The sequence below is a fragment of the Streptomyces sp. SID14436 genome (assembly GCF_010548465.1).
Taxonomy (GTDB): Bacteria; Actinomycetota; Actinomycetes; order Streptomycetales; family Streptomycetaceae; genus Streptomyces.
In genome coordinates, this window is sequence record NZ_JAAGMD010000290.1 from 1 (window position 1) to 16,764 (window position 16,764).

Annotated in this window: 11 protein-coding genes and 2 pseudogenes; 1 reads left to right on the top strand and 12 read right to left on the bottom strand. The window is 72.1% G+C overall.

Translation table 11 applies throughout. The features are described 5' to 3' along the window. The 8 genes from tmk to bldG all read right to left on the bottom strand — a co-directional run. Nucleotides 1-2,612: dTMP kinase (tmk, locus tag G3I53_RS10415; RefSeq protein ID WP_164438264.1), on the bottom strand; the 2,612-nt coding region annotated here is incomplete at its 3' end. A gap of 341 nt (nucleotides 2,613-2,953) precedes the next feature. Further along, nucleotides 2,954-5,809, bottom strand: coding sequence for a type I DNA topoisomerase (gene topA / locus G3I53_RS10420; protein WP_164333968.1), 2,856 nt, complete (start codon nucleotides 5,807-5,809; stop codon nucleotides 2,954-2,956). Between the two features lie 245 nt (nucleotides 5,810-6,054). Continuing rightward, nucleotides 6,055-6,252, bottom strand: a complete 198-nt coding sequence (locus G3I53_RS10425; RefSeq protein WP_164333969.1) for a hypothetical protein — start codon at nucleotides 6,250-6,252, stop codon at nucleotides 6,055-6,057. Nucleotides 6,253-6,604: 352 nt separating this feature from the next. Beyond that, nucleotides 6,605-8,125 carry a methyltransferase gene (locus G3I53_RS10430; RefSeq protein WP_164333970.1) on the bottom strand — a complete coding sequence of 507 codons (1,521 nt, stop codon included), beginning with the start codon at nucleotides 8,123-8,125 and terminating at the stop codon, nucleotides 6,605-6,607. Between the two features lie 78 nt (nucleotides 8,126-8,203). Then, nucleotides 8,204-8,788 (bottom strand): small secreted protein, encoded by a 585-nt coding sequence (locus tag G3I53_RS10435; protein ID WP_164333971.1) that lies wholly within the window; start codon nucleotides 8,786-8,788, stop codon nucleotides 8,204-8,206. Between the two features lie 228 nt (nucleotides 8,789-9,016). Then, nucleotides 9,017-11,422: a sodium-translocating pyrophosphatase gene (locus G3I53_RS10440; protein WP_164333972.1), complete on the bottom strand. Its 2,406-nt coding sequence runs from the start codon at nucleotides 11,420-11,422 to the stop codon at nucleotides 9,017-9,019. A 331-nt stretch (nucleotides 11,423-11,753) separates the two neighbouring features. Next, nucleotides 11,754-12,191, bottom strand: a complete 438-nt coding sequence (locus G3I53_RS10445; protein ID WP_164333973.1) for an ATP-binding protein — start codon at nucleotides 12,189-12,191, stop codon at nucleotides 11,754-11,756. Nucleotides 12,192-12,300: 109 nt separating this feature from the next. Further along, nucleotides 12,301-12,642, bottom strand: a complete 342-nt coding sequence (gene bldG, locus G3I53_RS10450; RefSeq protein ID WP_003991900.1) for an anti-sigma factor antagonist BldG — start codon at nucleotides 12,640-12,642, stop codon at nucleotides 12,301-12,303. Nucleotides 12,643-12,721: 79 nt separating this feature from the next. Between bldG and G3I53_RS10455 the strand changes: the two genes are divergently transcribed. Continuing rightward, entirely contained in the window at nucleotides 12,722-15,370 is a 2,649-nt protein-coding gene (locus G3I53_RS10455) for a DEAD/DEAH box helicase (RefSeq protein WP_239063746.1), read from the top strand. Here the strand turns inward: G3I53_RS10455 and G3I53_RS10460 are convergent. The 4 genes and pseudogenes from G3I53_RS10460 to G3I53_RS10475 form a co-directional block, all read right to left on the bottom strand. Beyond that, nucleotides 15,351-15,644 (bottom strand): annotated as a pseudogene (locus tag G3I53_RS10460) (Rv3654c family TadE-like protein); the annotation flags it as partial. The gene G3I53_RS10455 and the pseudogene G3I53_RS10460 overlap by 20 nt on opposite strands. Before the next feature lie 142 nt (nucleotides 15,645-15,786). Next, entirely contained in the window at nucleotides 15,787-16,170 is a 384-nt protein-coding gene (locus G3I53_RS10465) for a TadE family type IV pilus minor pilin (RefSeq protein WP_164335061.1), read from the bottom strand. Then, entirely contained in the window at nucleotides 16,157-16,366 is a 210-nt protein-coding gene (locus tag G3I53_RS10470) for a DUF4244 domain-containing protein (protein ID WP_164335059.1), read from the bottom strand. Before G3I53_RS10470 ends, G3I53_RS10465 begins: the two co-directional genes overlap by 14 nt. A 198-nt stretch (nucleotides 16,367-16,564) precedes the next feature. Beyond that, nucleotides 16,565-16,764, bottom strand: a pseudogene (locus G3I53_RS10475) (hypothetical protein); the annotation flags it as partial.

The window sequence follows — 16,764 nt, forward strand, 5'->3', positions numbered from 1 at the left end:
TCCGCCGCGGCGGCCGCCTGCTCCGCGAGCCGCCGGGCCTCCTCGGCGCGGCGCAGCGCCTCCTCGGCCTTGCGCTGCTTCTCCAGGCGGAGCGCCTCGGCCTCGGCCCGCAGCCGGGCCTCCTCCTCGGCCTGCTTGCGGCGGCGGTCCTCCTCCGCCTTGCGGCGGGCCTCCTCCTCGGCGCGTGCCTTCTCCTCCGCGAGGAGCCGCTGCCGCTCCTCCTCGGCGCGGCGGGCGGCTTCCTCGGCGCGCTGCCGGGCCTCCTCCGCCTGCCGTTCCGCCTCGCGCCGCTGGGCCTCCTCGAGCTCGCGCCGCTTGCGCTCCTCCTCCTCGGCACGCAGGCGCGCGAGCTGCTCCTGGCGCTCACGCTCCAGTCGCTCCTCCTCGGCCTTGCGCGCCGCCTCTTCCTCCGCCTTGCGGCGGGCTTCCTCCTCGGCCTTGCGGCGGGCCTCCTCGCGGGCCTGGATCTCGGCCTCGGACAGCGGCAGCACCTGGTCCAGCCGATGCCGGACCACGGTGGTGACGGCCTCCGGCTCCTGGCCGGCGTCGACCACCAGGTAGCGGCCGGGGTCGGCCGCGGCCAGGGTGAGGAAACCGGCCCGCACGCGTGCGTGGAACTCGGCGGGCTCCGACTCCAGCCGGTCCGGGGCCTCCGTGAACCGCTCACGCGCGGTTTCCGGCGCCACGTCCAGCAGCACCGTCAGGTGGGGAACCAGCCCGTCCGTCGCCCAGCGGTTGATGCGGGCGATCTCGGTCGGGGACAGGTCCCGGCCGGCGCCCTGGTAGGCGACCGACGAGTCGATGTAGCGGTCGGAGATGACGACCGCGCCGCGCTCCAGGGCGGGCCGTACGACGGTGTCGATGTGCTCCGCGCGGTCCGCCGCGTACAGCAGGGCCTCCGCGCGGTGGGAGAGTCCGGCGCTGGAGACGTCGAGCAGGATCGACCGCAGCCGCTTGCCGACCGGTGTCGCACCGGGTTCCCGGGTGAGGACGACCTCGTGGCCCTTGCCCCGGATCCACTCGGCGAGCGCTTCGGCCTGCGTGGACTTGCCTGCCCCGTCGCCGCCCTCCAGGGCGATGAAGAAGCCGGTCGTGGCGGGCGTCGGACCGGGGTCGTCGCCGCCGAGCAGGGCGTCGCGCAGGTCCTGGCGCAGCGGTACGCCGGAGCGGTCGTCGACCTTGGCGAGGACCAGGGCCGCCACCGGCAGCAGCAGGGCGCCCACCAGCATCAGCGTGAACGCGGCTCCGCCGTGGGCGAAGACGAACCGGCCGTTCTCCAGCCGGTGCGGGCCGATGAGGGCGGCGACCAGCGGGGCGATCAGCGCGCCGAGGGCCACGAAGACCCGGACGACCGCGTGCAGGTGTTCCGTCGTGCGGGCCCGGCGCTGGTCCTCGGTCTCCTGGTCGAGCAGGGTGTGCCCGACGTTGGCCGCCGTGCCCGCGCCGACACCGGCCAGGGCGAGGATCAGCAGCACGCTCGTGACGTCCGGCACCAGTCCGGCGGCCAGCAGGGCCACGCCGGTGAAGGCGAGCGCCAGGGCGAGCAGCCGGCGGCGGGACAGCGACGGCAGCAGGGACGGCGCCGTACGGATGCCGACGACGACACCGCCGGTCAGCGCGCCCACCATCAGCCCGTAGAGGACGGGGCCGCCGTCCAGGTCGGTGGCGTGCAGCACGGCCACGGCGACGGCGGCGGAGACGGCCGCGGCGACGGACGCGGACGCGAACACCAGCAGCGGCATCGCGCCCGTGCGGCCCTTCTCGGAGCCGGCGGCGCTCTTCGGGCGGCGCAGTCCCTCCAGCGGCGACCGCGCGCGCGGGGTGCGCGTCCCGGGCAGCTCCAGGAACGTCAGGACGGACAGCGAGGCGGCGAACAGCCCGGCCGCGACATAGGACGCGAGGGCCGCCTGGTGGGCGTCGAACCAGGCGATGCCGGTGCCCAGCAGGTTGTTGAACAGGCCGGCGACGACGAGCGCGACCGCCGCGAGCGGGACGGCGACGAAGCCGGTGCGCAGCGAGAGGCGGCGCAGGGCGTCCAGGTGGTCGGGCAGCGGACGTATGGTCGCGCCCTCCGGCGGCGGGGCGGGCAGCAGCGCGGGCGCCGCGCTCTCCCGGCACACGGTCCAGAACCGCTCGGCGACACCGGTCACGAAGACGGTGACGAGGAGGGCGGCCAGCGCTTCGTCGGGCGTCCAGTCGATCCACAGGGGCGCGACGATGAGCAGCAGGGCCCGCACCCCGTCCGCGCCGACCATGGTCCACCGGCGGTCCAGCGGTCCGTCCGGCGAGGTGAGCGAGGTCAGCGGGCCGAGGAGGACGGCGCCGAACAGCAGGGTGGCGAGGATCCGCACGCCGAAAACGGTCGCCACTGCGAACGCCACGCCCCGGTAGCCACCCCCGAAGGAGCCCTGGGCGATGGCCGCTTGGAGGGCCAGGAGGACCAGCACCAGCAGGGCGAGGGTGTCGCCGACACCGCCCACGAGTTGTGCGCTCCAGAGGCGCTTCAGCTGCGGTCGGCGCAGCAGGGCACGGACGGCGCGCTCGCGGGAGTCCGCGACCAGTGCGTCGTCGGGGGCCGGTTGAGGGGCCGTGGGCTGCTCGGCTCGCGTCATGCGTTCAGCCTATCGGCCCGCACCCACAGCCCGGACGGCCCTCATGACATGCGCACGCCCCGACACCGAAGTGTTGCCGGAGCGTTCGCATTCCGAACCACGCGGAGCGGCGCCCTCCGTGCAGCAGGGCGCCGGGCGGGCCGCCGAAAGCGAGGAATCGCCCCACGCGGGAGGGCGTCGAGCGGGCGCGGGAGGGCGTCGAGCGGGCGCGGGAGGGCGTCGAGCGGGCGCGGGAGGGCGTCGAGCGGGCGCGGGAGGGCGTCGAGCGGGCGCCAAGCGGAACCGGGTCCCGGGAGCCGGAACCCTCCCGCGGTGGAGGGCGGCCCGGCCGGGTCCCTCGCTCAGTCCTCCGTCGTCGTCTTCTCCGTCGCAGTCTTGGCTGCAGTCTTGGCTGCCGTCTTGGCGGCCGTCTTCTTCGCGGTCGTCTTCTTGGCGGCGGCGGTGGTCTTCTTCGCCGCGGTCTTCTTGGCGGCCGTCGCCTTCTTCGCCGGCGCCTTCTTGGCCGCCGTCTTCTTCGTGGTCTTCTTCGCCGCCTTCTTGGCGGGGCCCTTGGCCCGCTTCTCGGCGAGCAGTTCGAAGCCGCGCTCGGGGGTGATCTCCTCGACGCTGTCGCCGGAGCGCAGGGTCGCGTTGGTCTCCCCGTCGGTGACGTACGGGCCGAAACGGCCGTCCTTGACCACGACCGGCTTCTCGCTGACGGGGTCGGTGCCCAGTTCCTTCAGCGGCGGCTTGGCGGCCGCCCGGCCACGCTGCTTGGGCTGGGCGTAGATCGCCAGCGCCTCCTCCAGCGTGATCGTGAACAGCTGCTCCTCGGACTGGAGCGACCGGGAGTCCGTGCCCTTCTTCAGGTAGGGCCCGTAGCGGCCGTTCTGCGCCGTGATCTCCTGGCCCTCGGGGTCCGTGCCGACCACGCGCGGAAGCGACATCAGCTTCAGGGCGTCGTCGAGGGTCACCGTGTCCAGCGACATCGACTTGAAGAGCGACGCCGTACGCGGCTTGACGGCGTTCTTGCCCGTCTTCGGGGTGCCCTCGGGGAGGACCTCCGTGACGTACGGGCCGTAGCGGCCGTCCTTGGCGACGATGGTGTGACCGGTCGCCGGGTCGGTGCCCAGCTCGAAGTCGCCGCTCGGCTTGGCGAGCAGTTCCTCGGCGAACTCGACGGTCAGCTCGTCGGGCGCCAGGTCGGCCGGGATGTCGGCGCGCTGGTGCTGCTCGCTGTCCTTCTCCCCGCGCTCGATGTACGGGCCGTAGCGTCCGACCCGGAGCACGATGCCGTTGCCCACCGGGAACGAGGACACCTCGCGGGCGTCGATCGCGCCCAGGTCGGTCACCAGTTCCTTGAGGCCGCCGAGGTGGTCGCCGTCGCCGTTGCCGGCGTCGGCGGCACCGCCCTCGCCGCTGCCCTCACCGAAGTAGAACCGCTTCAGCCACGGCACGGCCTGCGCCTCACCGCGGGCGATGCGGTCGAGGTCGTCCTCCATCCGGGCGGTGAAGTCGTAGTCGACGAGCCGGCCGAAGTGCTTCTCCAGCAGGTTGACGACGGCGAAGGACAGGAAGGACGGCACGAGCGCCGTGCCCTTCTTGAACACGTAGCCGCGGTCGAGGATCGTGCCGATGATCGACGCGTACGTCGACGGGCGGCCGATCTCCCGCTCCTCCAGCTCCTTGACCAGCGACGCCTCGGTGTAGCGGGCCGGAGGCTTGGTGGCGTGGCCGTCGACCGTGATCTCCTCGGCGGAGAGGGCGTCGCCCTCGCTCACCTGGGGCAGACGGCGCTCGCGGTCGTCCAGCTCGGCGTTCGGGTCGTCCGCGCCCTCGACGTACGCCTTGAGGAAGCCGTGGAACGTGATCGTCTTGCCGGACGCGCTGAACTCGGCGTCCCGGCCGTCGGCCGCCGTGCCGCCGATCTTGACGGTGACGGAGTTGCCCGTCGCGTCCTTCATCTGCGAGGCGACGGTCCGCTTCCAGATCAGCTCGTACAGCCGGAACTGGTCACCGGTCAGCCCGGTCTCGGCGGGCGTACGGAAACGGTCGCCCGACGGGCGGATCGCCTCGTGCGCCTCCTGCGCGTTCTTGACCTTGCCCGCGTAGGTGCGCGGCTGCGGGGGCAGGTAGTCGGCACCGTACAGCTGCGTGACCTGGGCGCGGGCGGCGGCGACCGCCGTCTCGCTCAGCGTCGTCGAGTCCGTACGCATGTAGGTGATGTAGCCGTTCTCGTACAGCTTCTGCGCGATCTGCATGGTGGCCTTCGCGCCGAAGCCCAGCTTGCGGCTCGCCTCCTGCTGCAGCGTCGTCGTACGGAACGGGGCGTACGGCGAGCGGCGGTACGGCTTGGACTCCACGGAGCGCACGGCGAACCGCGTGTTCTCCAGGGCGGCGGCCAGCGCGCGGGCGTTCGCCTCGTCGAGGTGGAGGGTGTTGCCGTTCTTGAGCTGTCCCAGCGAGTCGAAGTCACGGCCCTGCGCCACGCGCCTGCCGTCGACGCTCTGCAACCGCGCGACCAGGGAGGACGGGTCGGAGGCGTCTCCCGCGCGGCCCGTCGAGAAGGTGCCCGTCAGGTCCCAGTACTCGGCGGAACGGAACGCGATGCGCTCGCGCTCCCGCTCCACCACGAGCCGGGTGGCGACGGACTGCACACGGCCGGCGGACAGCCGGGGCATGACCTTCTTCCACAGGACCGGCGACACCTCGTAGCCGTACAGGCGGTCGAGGATGCGGCGGGTCTCCTGCGCGTCGACCAGGCGCTGGTTCAGCTGGCGCGGGTTGGCGACGGCGGCCCGGATCGCGTCCTTGGTGATCTCGTGGAACACCATGCGCTTGACCGGGATCTTCGGCTTGAGCACTTCCTGCAGGTGCCAGGCGATGGCCTCGCCCTCGCGGTCCTCATCGGTGGCGAGGAAGAGCTCGTCGGACTCCTTCAGCAGGTCCTTCAGCTTCTTGACCTGCGCACGCTTGTCCGCGTTGACCACATAGATCGGCTGGAAGTCGTGTTCGACGTCCACACCGAGGCGGCGCACCTCACCGGTGTACTTCTCGGGCACCTCGGCAGCGCCGTTGGGAAGGTCGCGGATGTGCCCGACGCTCGCCTCGACGGTGTAGCCAGGGCCGAGATAGCTCTTGATCGTCTTCGCCTTGGCAGGCGACTCGACGATGACGAGTCGGCGGCCGCCGTTCGCGGTCTCGCTGGTCGGGGACAACTTCGCTCTTCTCTCCGGTCGACGCTCAGCCTCCCCCAGGCGGTCTCCCGGGGTTTCTGGTCATGGTGACGCTGCGGAGTGTGACGGTACATCCCGCCCCCGTGTCAAACGGGAAAAGCCCGCAACGGCCACTCGAACGGTAACCCGACTACCACCGTTCCTGCCGCCCGGACCGTCGAGAGGCCGCCCGGCCATATGCGGAGCGCAACCTACCGGTTACTCCGGGCCGCGGCTGATTCCGGCTCTCAGAGGCGGGTGAGACACCACGTGCCGAGGGCCAGGCAGACCACCGCGACCAGGCCGGCGACGGGCACCGACGCGAGCGGACTCGCCCCCTCGGCCACCGGCCGGTGCTGCCGGGCGCGGGTCGCCGTCCACACCAGCAGCGCGGCTCCGAACAGGCAGAACACCAGTCCCGCGAAGATCGCCGGTCCGCTCTCCATGATTCCCCGAGTCCCTCGTCCGCGGCCGCCGATGCCGGCCCCGCGAGGAGGCTGACACGCACGGGCGGCGGGCAGGCGAACCCGGGGTGAACGACGGACCGAGGGGAGGGAACTCCGACGGGCCCGGGGGCGGAATTCGATCGGTCGTCCAGAAAAAGAGGACGACCACTGTGCCGCTCCCCACAGCGATCCCACGCGCCTCGCCGGCCCACAGCGATCCCAGGGAGCCCACGCGCCTCGCGCGCCCCCGGGCCTCGCCGGCCTACGGCGATCCCAGGGAGCCCACGGGCCTCGCCGGCCCCGGGGAGCACAGAGACCACGGGGATCAGGCCCGAGGGGGCCGCCCGCCGGCCTAGCCCACCGGCTCCAGGAACCCCTGTTCCACCAGGAGCCGGATCTGGGCCGGGGTGCGGTCCCTGAGGACGACCGGGTCCTCGCCCAGGAGCTGCGCGATGGCGTCCAGGATGCGGCCCGCGCTCATGCTGCCGTCGCAGACGCCGGCGAAGCCCGCGCCGATCGTGTCCACCCGGGTGGCGCGGCGCATCCCGCGGTTCTGGCGCAGCACGACATGCTCCGGGTCCTCGGCGCCCGGCAGGCCCACCTGCTCCTGCACCACCTCGTCGGCCAGCCGGAAGCGGGCCTCGAGCAGCGCCGCGTCGTCGTGCGAGCGCAGGTAGTCGAGCCGGTCGAAATGGGCCCGGACCGTGTCCCCGAGCGGTTGTTCCACCGGGTGCGGCCACTCCTCCACCGTGACCGAGGGCACCGCGGAACCCGACCTGCGCAGGGTGATCCAGCCGAAGCCGACGGCCTTCACCTTGCGCGCCTCGAACTCGTCCAGCCACGCGTCGTACCGCGCCCGGTACTCCGCCGTGTCGCCCCGGTGGTCGCCCGCGTCCCGCAGCCACAGCTCCGCGTACTGGGTGACGTCCTGCACCTCGCGCTGCGCGATCCAGGCGTCGCACCCGCGGGGCACCCATGACCTGAGCCGGTCCTGCCAGTCCTCCCCCTCGACGTGCTGCCAGTTGGCGAGGAACTGCGCGAACCCGCCCTCGTTCAGCCGTTCCCCCGCCTGTTGAACGAGCGTGCGGCACAGATCGTCCCCGCCCATCCCGCCGTCCCGGTAGGTCAGCCGGGCGCCCGGAGAGATCACGAACGGCGGGTTGGAGACGATCAGGTCGTACGTCTCGTCGTCGCGGACCGGGGTGAACAGCGAGCCCTCGCGCAGATCGGCGGCGGGCGCCCCGGACAGGGCCAGGGTGAGGGCGGTGATGTGCAGCGCGCGCGGGTTGACGTCGGTGGCCGTCACGCGCGTGGCGTGCCGGGCCGTGTGCAGCGCCTGGATGCCGGACCCGGTACCGATGTCGAGGGCGGAGGCGACGGGCGTCCGGACGGTGATGCCGGCCAGTGTCGTCGACGCCCCGCCGACGCCGAGGACGACTCCCTCGGCGGTGCTGCCGATGCCGCCGGCGCCGCCGACCGCGCACCCCAGGTCGGACACGATGAACCAGTCCTCGCCGTCCGGTCCGCCGTACGGCCGGACGTCCACGGTCGCGGCGACCTCACCGGCGTCCGTGCGCCGCAGCCAGCCGCTCTCCAGGCACACGTCGACGGGCAGCACCGCTGCCGCGCGCGTGTGCGGCACGGTCCGCTGGAGCAGGAACAGCCGGACGAGCGTCTCCAACGGCGTGTCCCCGCGGGTCGCCCGGAGCGCGGGCACGGTCTCGCTGCGGGCCAGCGCGGCGTACGCGGGGGCGCCGAGCAGGTCGAGCAGGCCGTCCGCGGTGAAGGAGGCGCCGAGAAGGGCGTCCCGCAGCCGCGCGGCGGCGTCGGGTCGGTCGGACGAGGGCAGGGGCGGCAGGCCGGCGTTACTCACGCCCCCATTGTGGCCGCCGCCCCCGTCATGTCACCGCCGCCCTGCCCCCGCGCGCCACGACGGGGCGCGCGGTGCGGGTCAGCTCCCGCTCGCCGGGGCGGTGGCCGTCTTGCAGCTGGCCTGGCGGGACATGGCCTCGCCGACCTCGCCCTCCTCCAGCGTCCTCAGGGCGTCGTTGCCGCTCTTGCTGAGCTTGTCCAGCTCGGTGGCGATGTCCTTCAGACCGTCGGCGAACTTCGCCTGGTCGTCGGTGTCCAGGCCGTCGACCTGCTTCTTCAGGTCGCTGTAGGAGGTGGAGATGCCGTTGAGCTCCTTGACCGCGTCCTGCTGCTTCTTCTCGCCGTTCTCGACGTCGGGCGCCCCGGCCTTGTTCACTGCGGCGCCGATGGCCTTGTAGGCGGCGGACATGTCCTGGAACGCCTTGGAGTCGGTCTTCTGGACCTCTTCCGGCGTGCTGTTGTCCGAGGTCTCCTTCTGGATCGCGGCGTTGGCGGCCTCGATCTTCTTGGCCTGCGGCTGCACGGCGTCGCAGACCTCCTTCGCCCAGGCGTCCAGCTTCTCGTTGCCGTCGTCGCTGCTGCATCCCGTCAGCGCCAGTACCAGTACCGCACCGCCGGACAGTGCGGCCGCGAGCTTCTTGTTCACCGGTTTGGTCCCTTCCATGGCTCTCGGCCCCGGAACATACACGCCATAGGCACGACACCCACCCGACGAACATCCGATACGACACTTTTGAAGCCGTTTGCACCAAGCGAGAGAAGGCTCACGAACCGGGCGCGCCGCGCACGGCACGGGCGGGCGGCGCGCCAACGCACGCCGCCCGCCCGCACCTTGAGCCGAGACCCGGCCGCGGCCCCGGCGGGACAGCGGCAGGACCGACCGACCCGGGCCCTACGAAACCACCGCGGGATCCGCCGACTTGGGCTCCGGTTCGGAACCGTCGCCGTCGCCCACGGCGATACCGCGCCGCTTCGACACGTAGACCGCGCCGACGATCACGGCCCCCGCGAGGACCGCGATCAACACCCGTACGCCGACGCTCCGGTCGGCGCCGTAGGAGAACTTGATGACCGCGGGCGCGATGAGCAGCGCGACGAGGTTCATCACCTTCAGCAGGGGGTTGATCGCCGGACCCGCGGTGTCCTTGAACGGGTCGCCGACGGTGTCGCCGATGACCGTGGCCTCGTGCGCCTCGCTGCCCTTGCCGCCGTGGTGGCCGTCCTCGACGAGTTTCTTCGCGTTGTCCCACGCGCCACCGGAGTTGGCGAGGAACACCGCCATCAGGGTGCCCGTGCCGATGGCGCCGGCGAGGAAGGCCCCGAGCGCCCCCACGCCGAGGGTGAACCCGACGAGGATGGGTGCCATCACGGCGAGCAGCCCGGGCGTGGCGAGTTCCCGCAGGGCGTCCTTGGTGCAGATGTCGACGACCCTGCCGTACTCCGGTTTCTCGCTGTAGTCCATGATCCCGGGCTTCTCGCGGAACTGCCGCCGCACCTCGAAGACCACCGAACCCGCCGACCGGGACACCGCGTTGATCGCCAGTCCGGAGAAGAGGAAGACGACGGCCGCGCCCACGATCAGGCCGACGAGGTTATTGGGCTGCGAGATGTCCATCATCAGCGTCATGGGCGCGCCCTCGCCGCTGAGTCTCTCGCCCACGTCCCGCGCGCCGGTGGTGATGGCGTCCCGGTACGAGCCGAACAGCGCCGCCGCCGCGAGCACCGCCGTGGCGATGGCGATGCCCTTGGTGATGGCCTTGGTGGTGTTGCCGACCGCGTCCAGGTCGGTGAGGACCTGGGCGCCCGCGCCCTCGACGTCGCCGGACATCTCGGCGATGCCCTGGGCGTTGTCCGAGACCGGACCGAAGGTGTCCATCGCGACGATCACACCGACCGTGGTGAGCAGGCCGGTGCCGGCCAGCGCCACCGCGAACAGCGCCAGCATGATCGACGTGCCGCCCAGCAGGAACGCCCCGTACACGCCCAGACCGATCAGCAGACCGGTGTAGACGGCGGACTCCAGGCCGAGGGAGATGCCGGCGAGCACGACGGTGGCCGGACCGGTGAGCGAGGTCTTGCCGATGTCCCGCACGGGCCGCCGGGTGGTCTCCGTGAAGTACCCGGTGAGCTGCTGGATCAGCGCGGCGAGCACGATGCCGATCGCCACCGCGACCAGGGCGAGCACCCGCGGATCGCCGTCCTTGGCCTGGATCGCGGCGTCGGTGACGCCGTCGAGTTCGGCGTAGGACGACGGGAGGTAGGTGAACACCGCCACCGCGACGAGGACGAGGGAGATCACCGCGGAGATGAAGAACCCGCGGTTGATCGCGCTCATGCCGCTGCGGTCAGAGCGCCGGGGAGCCACCGCGAACACGCCGATCATCGCGGTGAGCACGCCGATCGCCGGCACCATGAGGGGGAAGGCGAGCCCGGCGTCTCCGAACGCGGCCGAGCCGAGGATCAGCGCGGCGACGAGGGTGACGGCGTAGGACTCGAAGAGGTCGGCCGCCATGCCCGCGCAGTCGCCGACGTTGTCGCCCACGTTGTCGGCGATGGTCGCGGCATTGCGCGGATCGTCCTCCGGAATGCCCTGCTCGACCTTGCCGACCAGGTCGGCGCCGACGTCGGCGGCCTTGGTGAAGATGCCACCGCCCACCCGCATGAACATGGCGATGAGGGCGGCCCCGAGGCCGAACCCCTCGAGCACCTTCGGCGCGTCGGCCGCGTACACCAGCACCACGCAGGACGCGCCCAGCAGGCCGAGTCCGACGGTGAACATGCCGACGACGCCACCCGTACGGAAAGCGATCTTCATCGCTTTGTGGGAGACGGCGGTGAGATCCTTTTCCGGCTCGCCCGCCGCCGGTGTCGCCTCGCGGGCCGCCGCTGCGACCCGCACATTGCTGCGCACGGCGAGCCACATGCCGATGTATCCGGTGGCCGCCGAGAACGCCGCTCCGATCAAGAAGAACACCGATCGACCGGCACGCTGATTCCAGTCGTCCGCGGGCAGCAGCATGAGCAGGAAGAACACGACGACGGCGAATACGCCGAGCGTGCGCAGTTGCCGGCCCAGATAGGCGTTGGCGCCCTCCTGGACCGCTGCCGCGATCTTCTTCATGCTGTCGGTGCCCTCGCCGGCCGCGAGTACCTGGCGCACCAGGACGCCCGCGACCACGAGTGCCGCCAGGGCCACGAGGCCGATGACGACCACGAGCACGCGGTTGTCGTCGGTCAGCACGGCGGCCGCGAGGGAAGTGGGTTGGCCCGACTGATGTGAGATGGAAAGCCCCGCCATTCGTCCTCCTTGACGCTTGGGCTGAGCTCAAGATGTGGACGGGATTCTAGGTACCGGAACCTGATCAAAACAGAGCGCGTTAAATGTAAATGGCCTGTGCGCACTCTTCACCAAATGATCGCCGGGCGGCCAGGGACCCGAAATCGGTAATGCCTTTGGGGCATTCTCTAGATCGCTTTTGCATTCACCCTGATCAGCCGCCGGTCGTGAAAGAATTCACGCGATCAACGGCACAGGGACCACTGTAGGCGCGACTGCCCGCACCCGCACACGCCGAAGGGCCCCACGAGGGGGCCCTTCAGAAAAACAGTCGCCCGTACGGGTGACGGGGTCAGCCGAGGTAGGCGGCCGGCGGCGTGGTGGGCCACCTCATGCGGATCGACCCTCCGTGCTCCCCGGCGCTGACCTCGACGTCGTCGACGAGGCCGCTGATGACCGCGAGGCCCATCTGGTCCTCCTCGGCGTCCACGCCCGCGTCGCCGTCTCCGGCGCCGGACGCCCGCTCACCCGGAGCGGCATGGGGGATCTCGTCGCCGACCTCGATGGAGAACTGCTTCTCCTCCTCGATCAGCAGCACCTTCACGGGCGCGGTGACGCCCCCGCTCTGGTGCAGTCCTACAGCCCGTGAGCACGCCTCACCGACGGCGAGACGCACCTCGTCGAGGACGGCCTCGTCCACTCCGGCCCTGCGCGCCACCGCCGCCGCCACGAGACGGGCGGTCCTGACGTGCTCGGGCAGCGCGCTGAAGCGGAGCTCAACGGTGGCCATGCATCCCCCTCGCAACTTCGGGCGTGCGGTGGAGAGGCCGGGCCGCCGAAGAGCCCGGTCCTCCTCGAACTTCACTCCTGCCGCCCGGGCACGGGGCCCGGGACGACGGTCAGTCGGTCGCCGCCACCGCTTCCTCGACCGAGGTGTGGATGGGGAACACCTTGGTGAGGCCGGTAATGCGGAAGATCTTGAGAATGCGCTCCTGGTTGCAGACCAGGCGCAGCGAGCCCTCATGGGCACGCACACGCTTCAGGCCGCCGACCAGCACGCCGAGCCCGGTGGAGTCGAGGAAGTCCACACCTTCCATGTCGACGACAAGGTGGAAACTGCCGTCGTTCACCAGCTCGACCAGCTGCTCGCGCAGCTTTGGCGCGGTATATACGTCGATTTCGCCACCGACCCTGACGATCGTGCGATCGCCCATGGTCTCGGTCGACAGGGACAGGTCCACGGATCCTCCAGCACCTAGCTATCGAGCGGTCGCCCTTGGGGCATCTCGGCTCAGCCCCCGGGACGGTTCGCCAGCCGCGATGGCATTCAATCACTTACCGGCAGGCGTGCACGACGCCTTGGCCCCATTGTCCGTCACGCCAGTGACACACTCGGTGCCGATGGCCAAGAATCACCGATCCGATCGACCCCTCGCGGACACCGCCTCCCGGCCCGCGCCGGACGCTGTCCTGGACCGGCTCGCGTCCGGTCCGAGCCGGGCTTCGCGCATTACTCATACGGAGCACTTGCCCCCGCGTGAGGGTCGCCATGCCGTCTGGCCGGACCGGATCCGCGCCGAGGTCGTCGCCGCCGTGCAGGCGGCGGGCATCGAGCACCCCTGGTCCCACCAGGCGCGGGCCGCCGAGCACGCCCTGGACGGCGAGTCGGTCGTGGTCGCCACCGGCACGGCTTCCGGCAAGTCGCTGGCCTACCTCACGCCCGTGCTGTCGACCCTGCTGGACGGCTCGGAGGCCCCGAACGGGCGCGGCGCGACCGCCCTCTACCTGGCGCCCACGAAGGCCCTCGCCGCCGACCAGTGCCGGGCCGTGAAGGAACTTTCACATCCGCTGGGCCATTCGGTGCGTGCCGCGGTCCACGACGGCGACACGCCGTTCGAGGAACGCGAGTGGATCCGCCAGTACGCGAACTACGTCCTGACCAACCCGGACATGCTGCACCGCAGCATCCTGCCGTCCCACGCCCGCTGGGCCTCCTTCCTGAAGGCGCTGAAGTACGTCGTCATCGACGAGTGCCACACCTACCGGGGCGTCTTCGGATCACACGTGGCCCAGGTACTGCGCCGGCTGCGCCGCCTGTGCGCGCGCTACGGCGCCGCACCGGTGTTCCTGCTCGCCTCGGCGACCGCCGCCGAACCCGCGGTCGCGGCCCGCCGCCTCACCGGCCTGCCGGTCGTCGAAGTCGCCGACGACGCCTCACCGCGCGGTGAACTGGTGTTCGCGCTCTGGGAACCCCCGCTGACCGAGCTGCACGGCGAGAAGGGCGCTCCCGTCCGCCGGACGGCCACCGCCGAGGCCGCCGACCTGCTGACCGACCTCACGGTGCAGGGCATCCGCTCGGTCACCTTCGTGCGCTCCCGGCGGGGCGCCGAGCTGATCTCCGTGATCGCCCAGGAGCGCCTCGCCGAGGTCGACCGCTCCCTGACCCGGCGGGTGGCCGCCTACCGGGGCGGCTACCTCCCGGAGGAACGCCGCGCCCTGGAGCGCGCCCTGCACTCGGGCGAGCTCCTCGGCCTCGCCGCGACCAACGCCCTGGAACTCGGCGTCGACATCTCCGGCCTGGACGCCGTGGTGATCGCCGGCTATCCCGGCACCCGGGCGTCCCTGTGGCAGCAGGCGGGACGCGCGGGACGGTCCGGGCAGGGGGCGCTCGCCGTGCTGGTCGCCCGCGACGACCCCCTGGACACCTTCCTCGTGCACCATCCGGAGGCCCTGTTCGACCAGCCGGTGGAGTCCACGGTCCTCGACCCGGACAACCCCTACGTGCTCGCCCCGCACCTGTGCGCGGCGGCGGAGGAACTGCCCCTGACCGATGAGGACGTCGAGCTGTTCGGACCGGCCACGGCGGAACTCCTGCCGCAGCTGGAGGCCGCGAAACTGCTCCGCCGCCGGACCCGGGCCTGGCACTGGACCCGCCGGGAGCGGGCAGCCGACCTGACCGACATCCGGGGGGCGGGCGGCCGGCCGGTCCAGGTCGTCGAGGCGGGGACGGGCCGCCTGCTCGGCACGGTCGACGCGGGCGCCGCGCACACCACCGTGCACGAGGGCGCGGTCCACCTGCACCAGGGCCGGACGTATCTGGTCCGTTCCCTGGACCTGGAGGACTCCGTCGCCCTGGTGGAGCAGGCGAGCCCCCCGTACACGACGGTCGCCCGGGACACGACGTCGATTTCCGTCCTGGAGACCGACACCGAGATCCCGTGGGGCGACGGCCGCCTCTGCTTCGGCTCGGTCGAGGTCACCAACCAAGTGGTCTCCTTCCTGCGTCGGCGTGTCATGACCGGCGAGGTCCTGGGCGAGACGAAGCTGGACCTTCCTCCCCGCACGCTGCGCACCCGCGCCGTGTGGTGGACGGTCACCGAGGACCAGCTGGACCGGGCCCGGATCAACCCGGAGATCCTCGGCGGTGCCCTGCACGCGGCGGAGCACGCCTCGATCGGCATGCTGCCGCTGTTCGCGACGTGCGACCGCTGGGACATCGGCGGTGTCTCGGTGCCGCTCCACCCGGACACGCTTCTGCCCACCGTCTTCGTCTACGACGGTCACCCGGGCGGCGCCGGCTTCGCCGAGCGGGCCTTCCACACCGCCCGCTCCTGGCTGACGGCCACCCGGCAGGCCATCGCGTCCTGCGAGTGCGACGCCGGGTGCCCGTCCTGCATCCAGTCCCCCAAGTGCGGCAACGGCAACGATCCCCTGCACAAGCGCGGTGCGGTACGGCTGCTCACGGTGCTCTTGGCAGAGGCGCCGAAGGCGGGGGACGAGGCGGGGCCGCAGGCGGCGGAGAGGGTGCCGCAGGGGGCACCGCAGACGGCGGAGGAGGTACCGCAGGGGCTACCGCAGGCCGCGGAGAGGGCGCCGGCGGAGGAAGCGGAGGGGGAGCGGGCCGGTGCGCTCGGCGCACCGGGGGATCAGGTGCCGCCGGATCCTGAGGCGGCCCCGCCCGCGCCCTGACCTCCGCCGTGAAGGGACCGCGCCCCGAGGCCACCGACACGTCGGCGATGGCACCGTCGAAGACGCAGCGCACCAGCCTGGTGCCCTGGGCGCGGGCCACGCGGTCCGCCCGGGCGCAGGCCCGGGCACGGCCGCCCGTCCAGTGGTCGGCCGCGGCCAGGGCCGCGAGATCGGCCCCGCCTGCCGCACGGTGCCGCACCGTGACGGCCTGCCCGAGGCCGAGGACCACACCGGCCACCACGCACAGCACGGCGATCCCTCCCACGCTCCACACGGTCGCCGAGCCCCGGTCCGACCACCGGCGCCCATCCCGCGCGGCTGCCCTGCCGTCTCTTCCTCCCCCGCGCTCCTCCGGCGGCCCTTCGTCCCGTGCCTGCGGTCCGCCGCGCTCGTCCCGCCGGCCGGGTCGTCGGCGTTCACCCGGCAGACGCTCCGGCACGGCTCCTCCCCACCGTTTCCTCCACGGCCGCCACGGCCTCCTCCCTGATGTCGAAGGGCAGCCCGTGCAGCAGCGGCGGCCTGGCCACCACGACCACCCGAACGTGGCCGGACTCCCGGCTGACCGCGACCTTCGCGCCGGACGGTACCGCCGCGCGGGCCACTTCGACGACCCTCCCGGGCGGATCCTCACGTGCGGCCGCCCGGGCACCCATCCGGGCCGCGTCGACGCACTGGATCTGGGCCGCGACGACCAGCAGCGCCCACACCAGCGCCGTCACGAACAGCACCAGCACCGGCAGCACCACGGCCGCCTCGGCGGTCACGAACCCCTGGTCCCGACGCCGCTCACATGCGGCCATCGAGGGCCTGCTTCACGATCTTCGACAACGCCGCGGCGACCGGGCCACTCGTGACCACCTTGTAGAGCACCACGGCGAACGCCACCGCCGCCACGATGCCCATCGCGTATTCGGACGTCACCATTCCGGCGTCCTTGCGCGCCGCGCGGACCCTGCCCAGCAGGGCGCGCAGCCGCGCCCTCACCATCTGATACATGTCAACCCCCGTAAGGACTTCGGCTCTTGGCCGTATCTCGCTTGTCGGATGTCCTGCTCTTCGGATGTCCTGCTGTTGTCGATATGTGGCGTGCCGCGCCTGTCGGTAGTCGGTGTGCCGCGCCCGTCGCTATGGGGTGTGCCACGCCCGTCGCTATGGGGTGTGCCACGCCCGTTCGGTATGCGGTGTGCCGCGCCGCTACTCGCCACCTCCTCCCAGCACTCCGCCCGCGAGCCCGATCACCACGGGCAGGACCCCCACGGCCACGAACGCGGGCAGGAAGCACAGGCCGACCGGTGCGGTGACCAGGACGGCCGCCCGGCGCGCACGCGCCGTGCCGGCACGGGCCCACTCCGCGCGGGTCCCGGCGGCGATGCGGGCGACCGGCGCCGCCATGG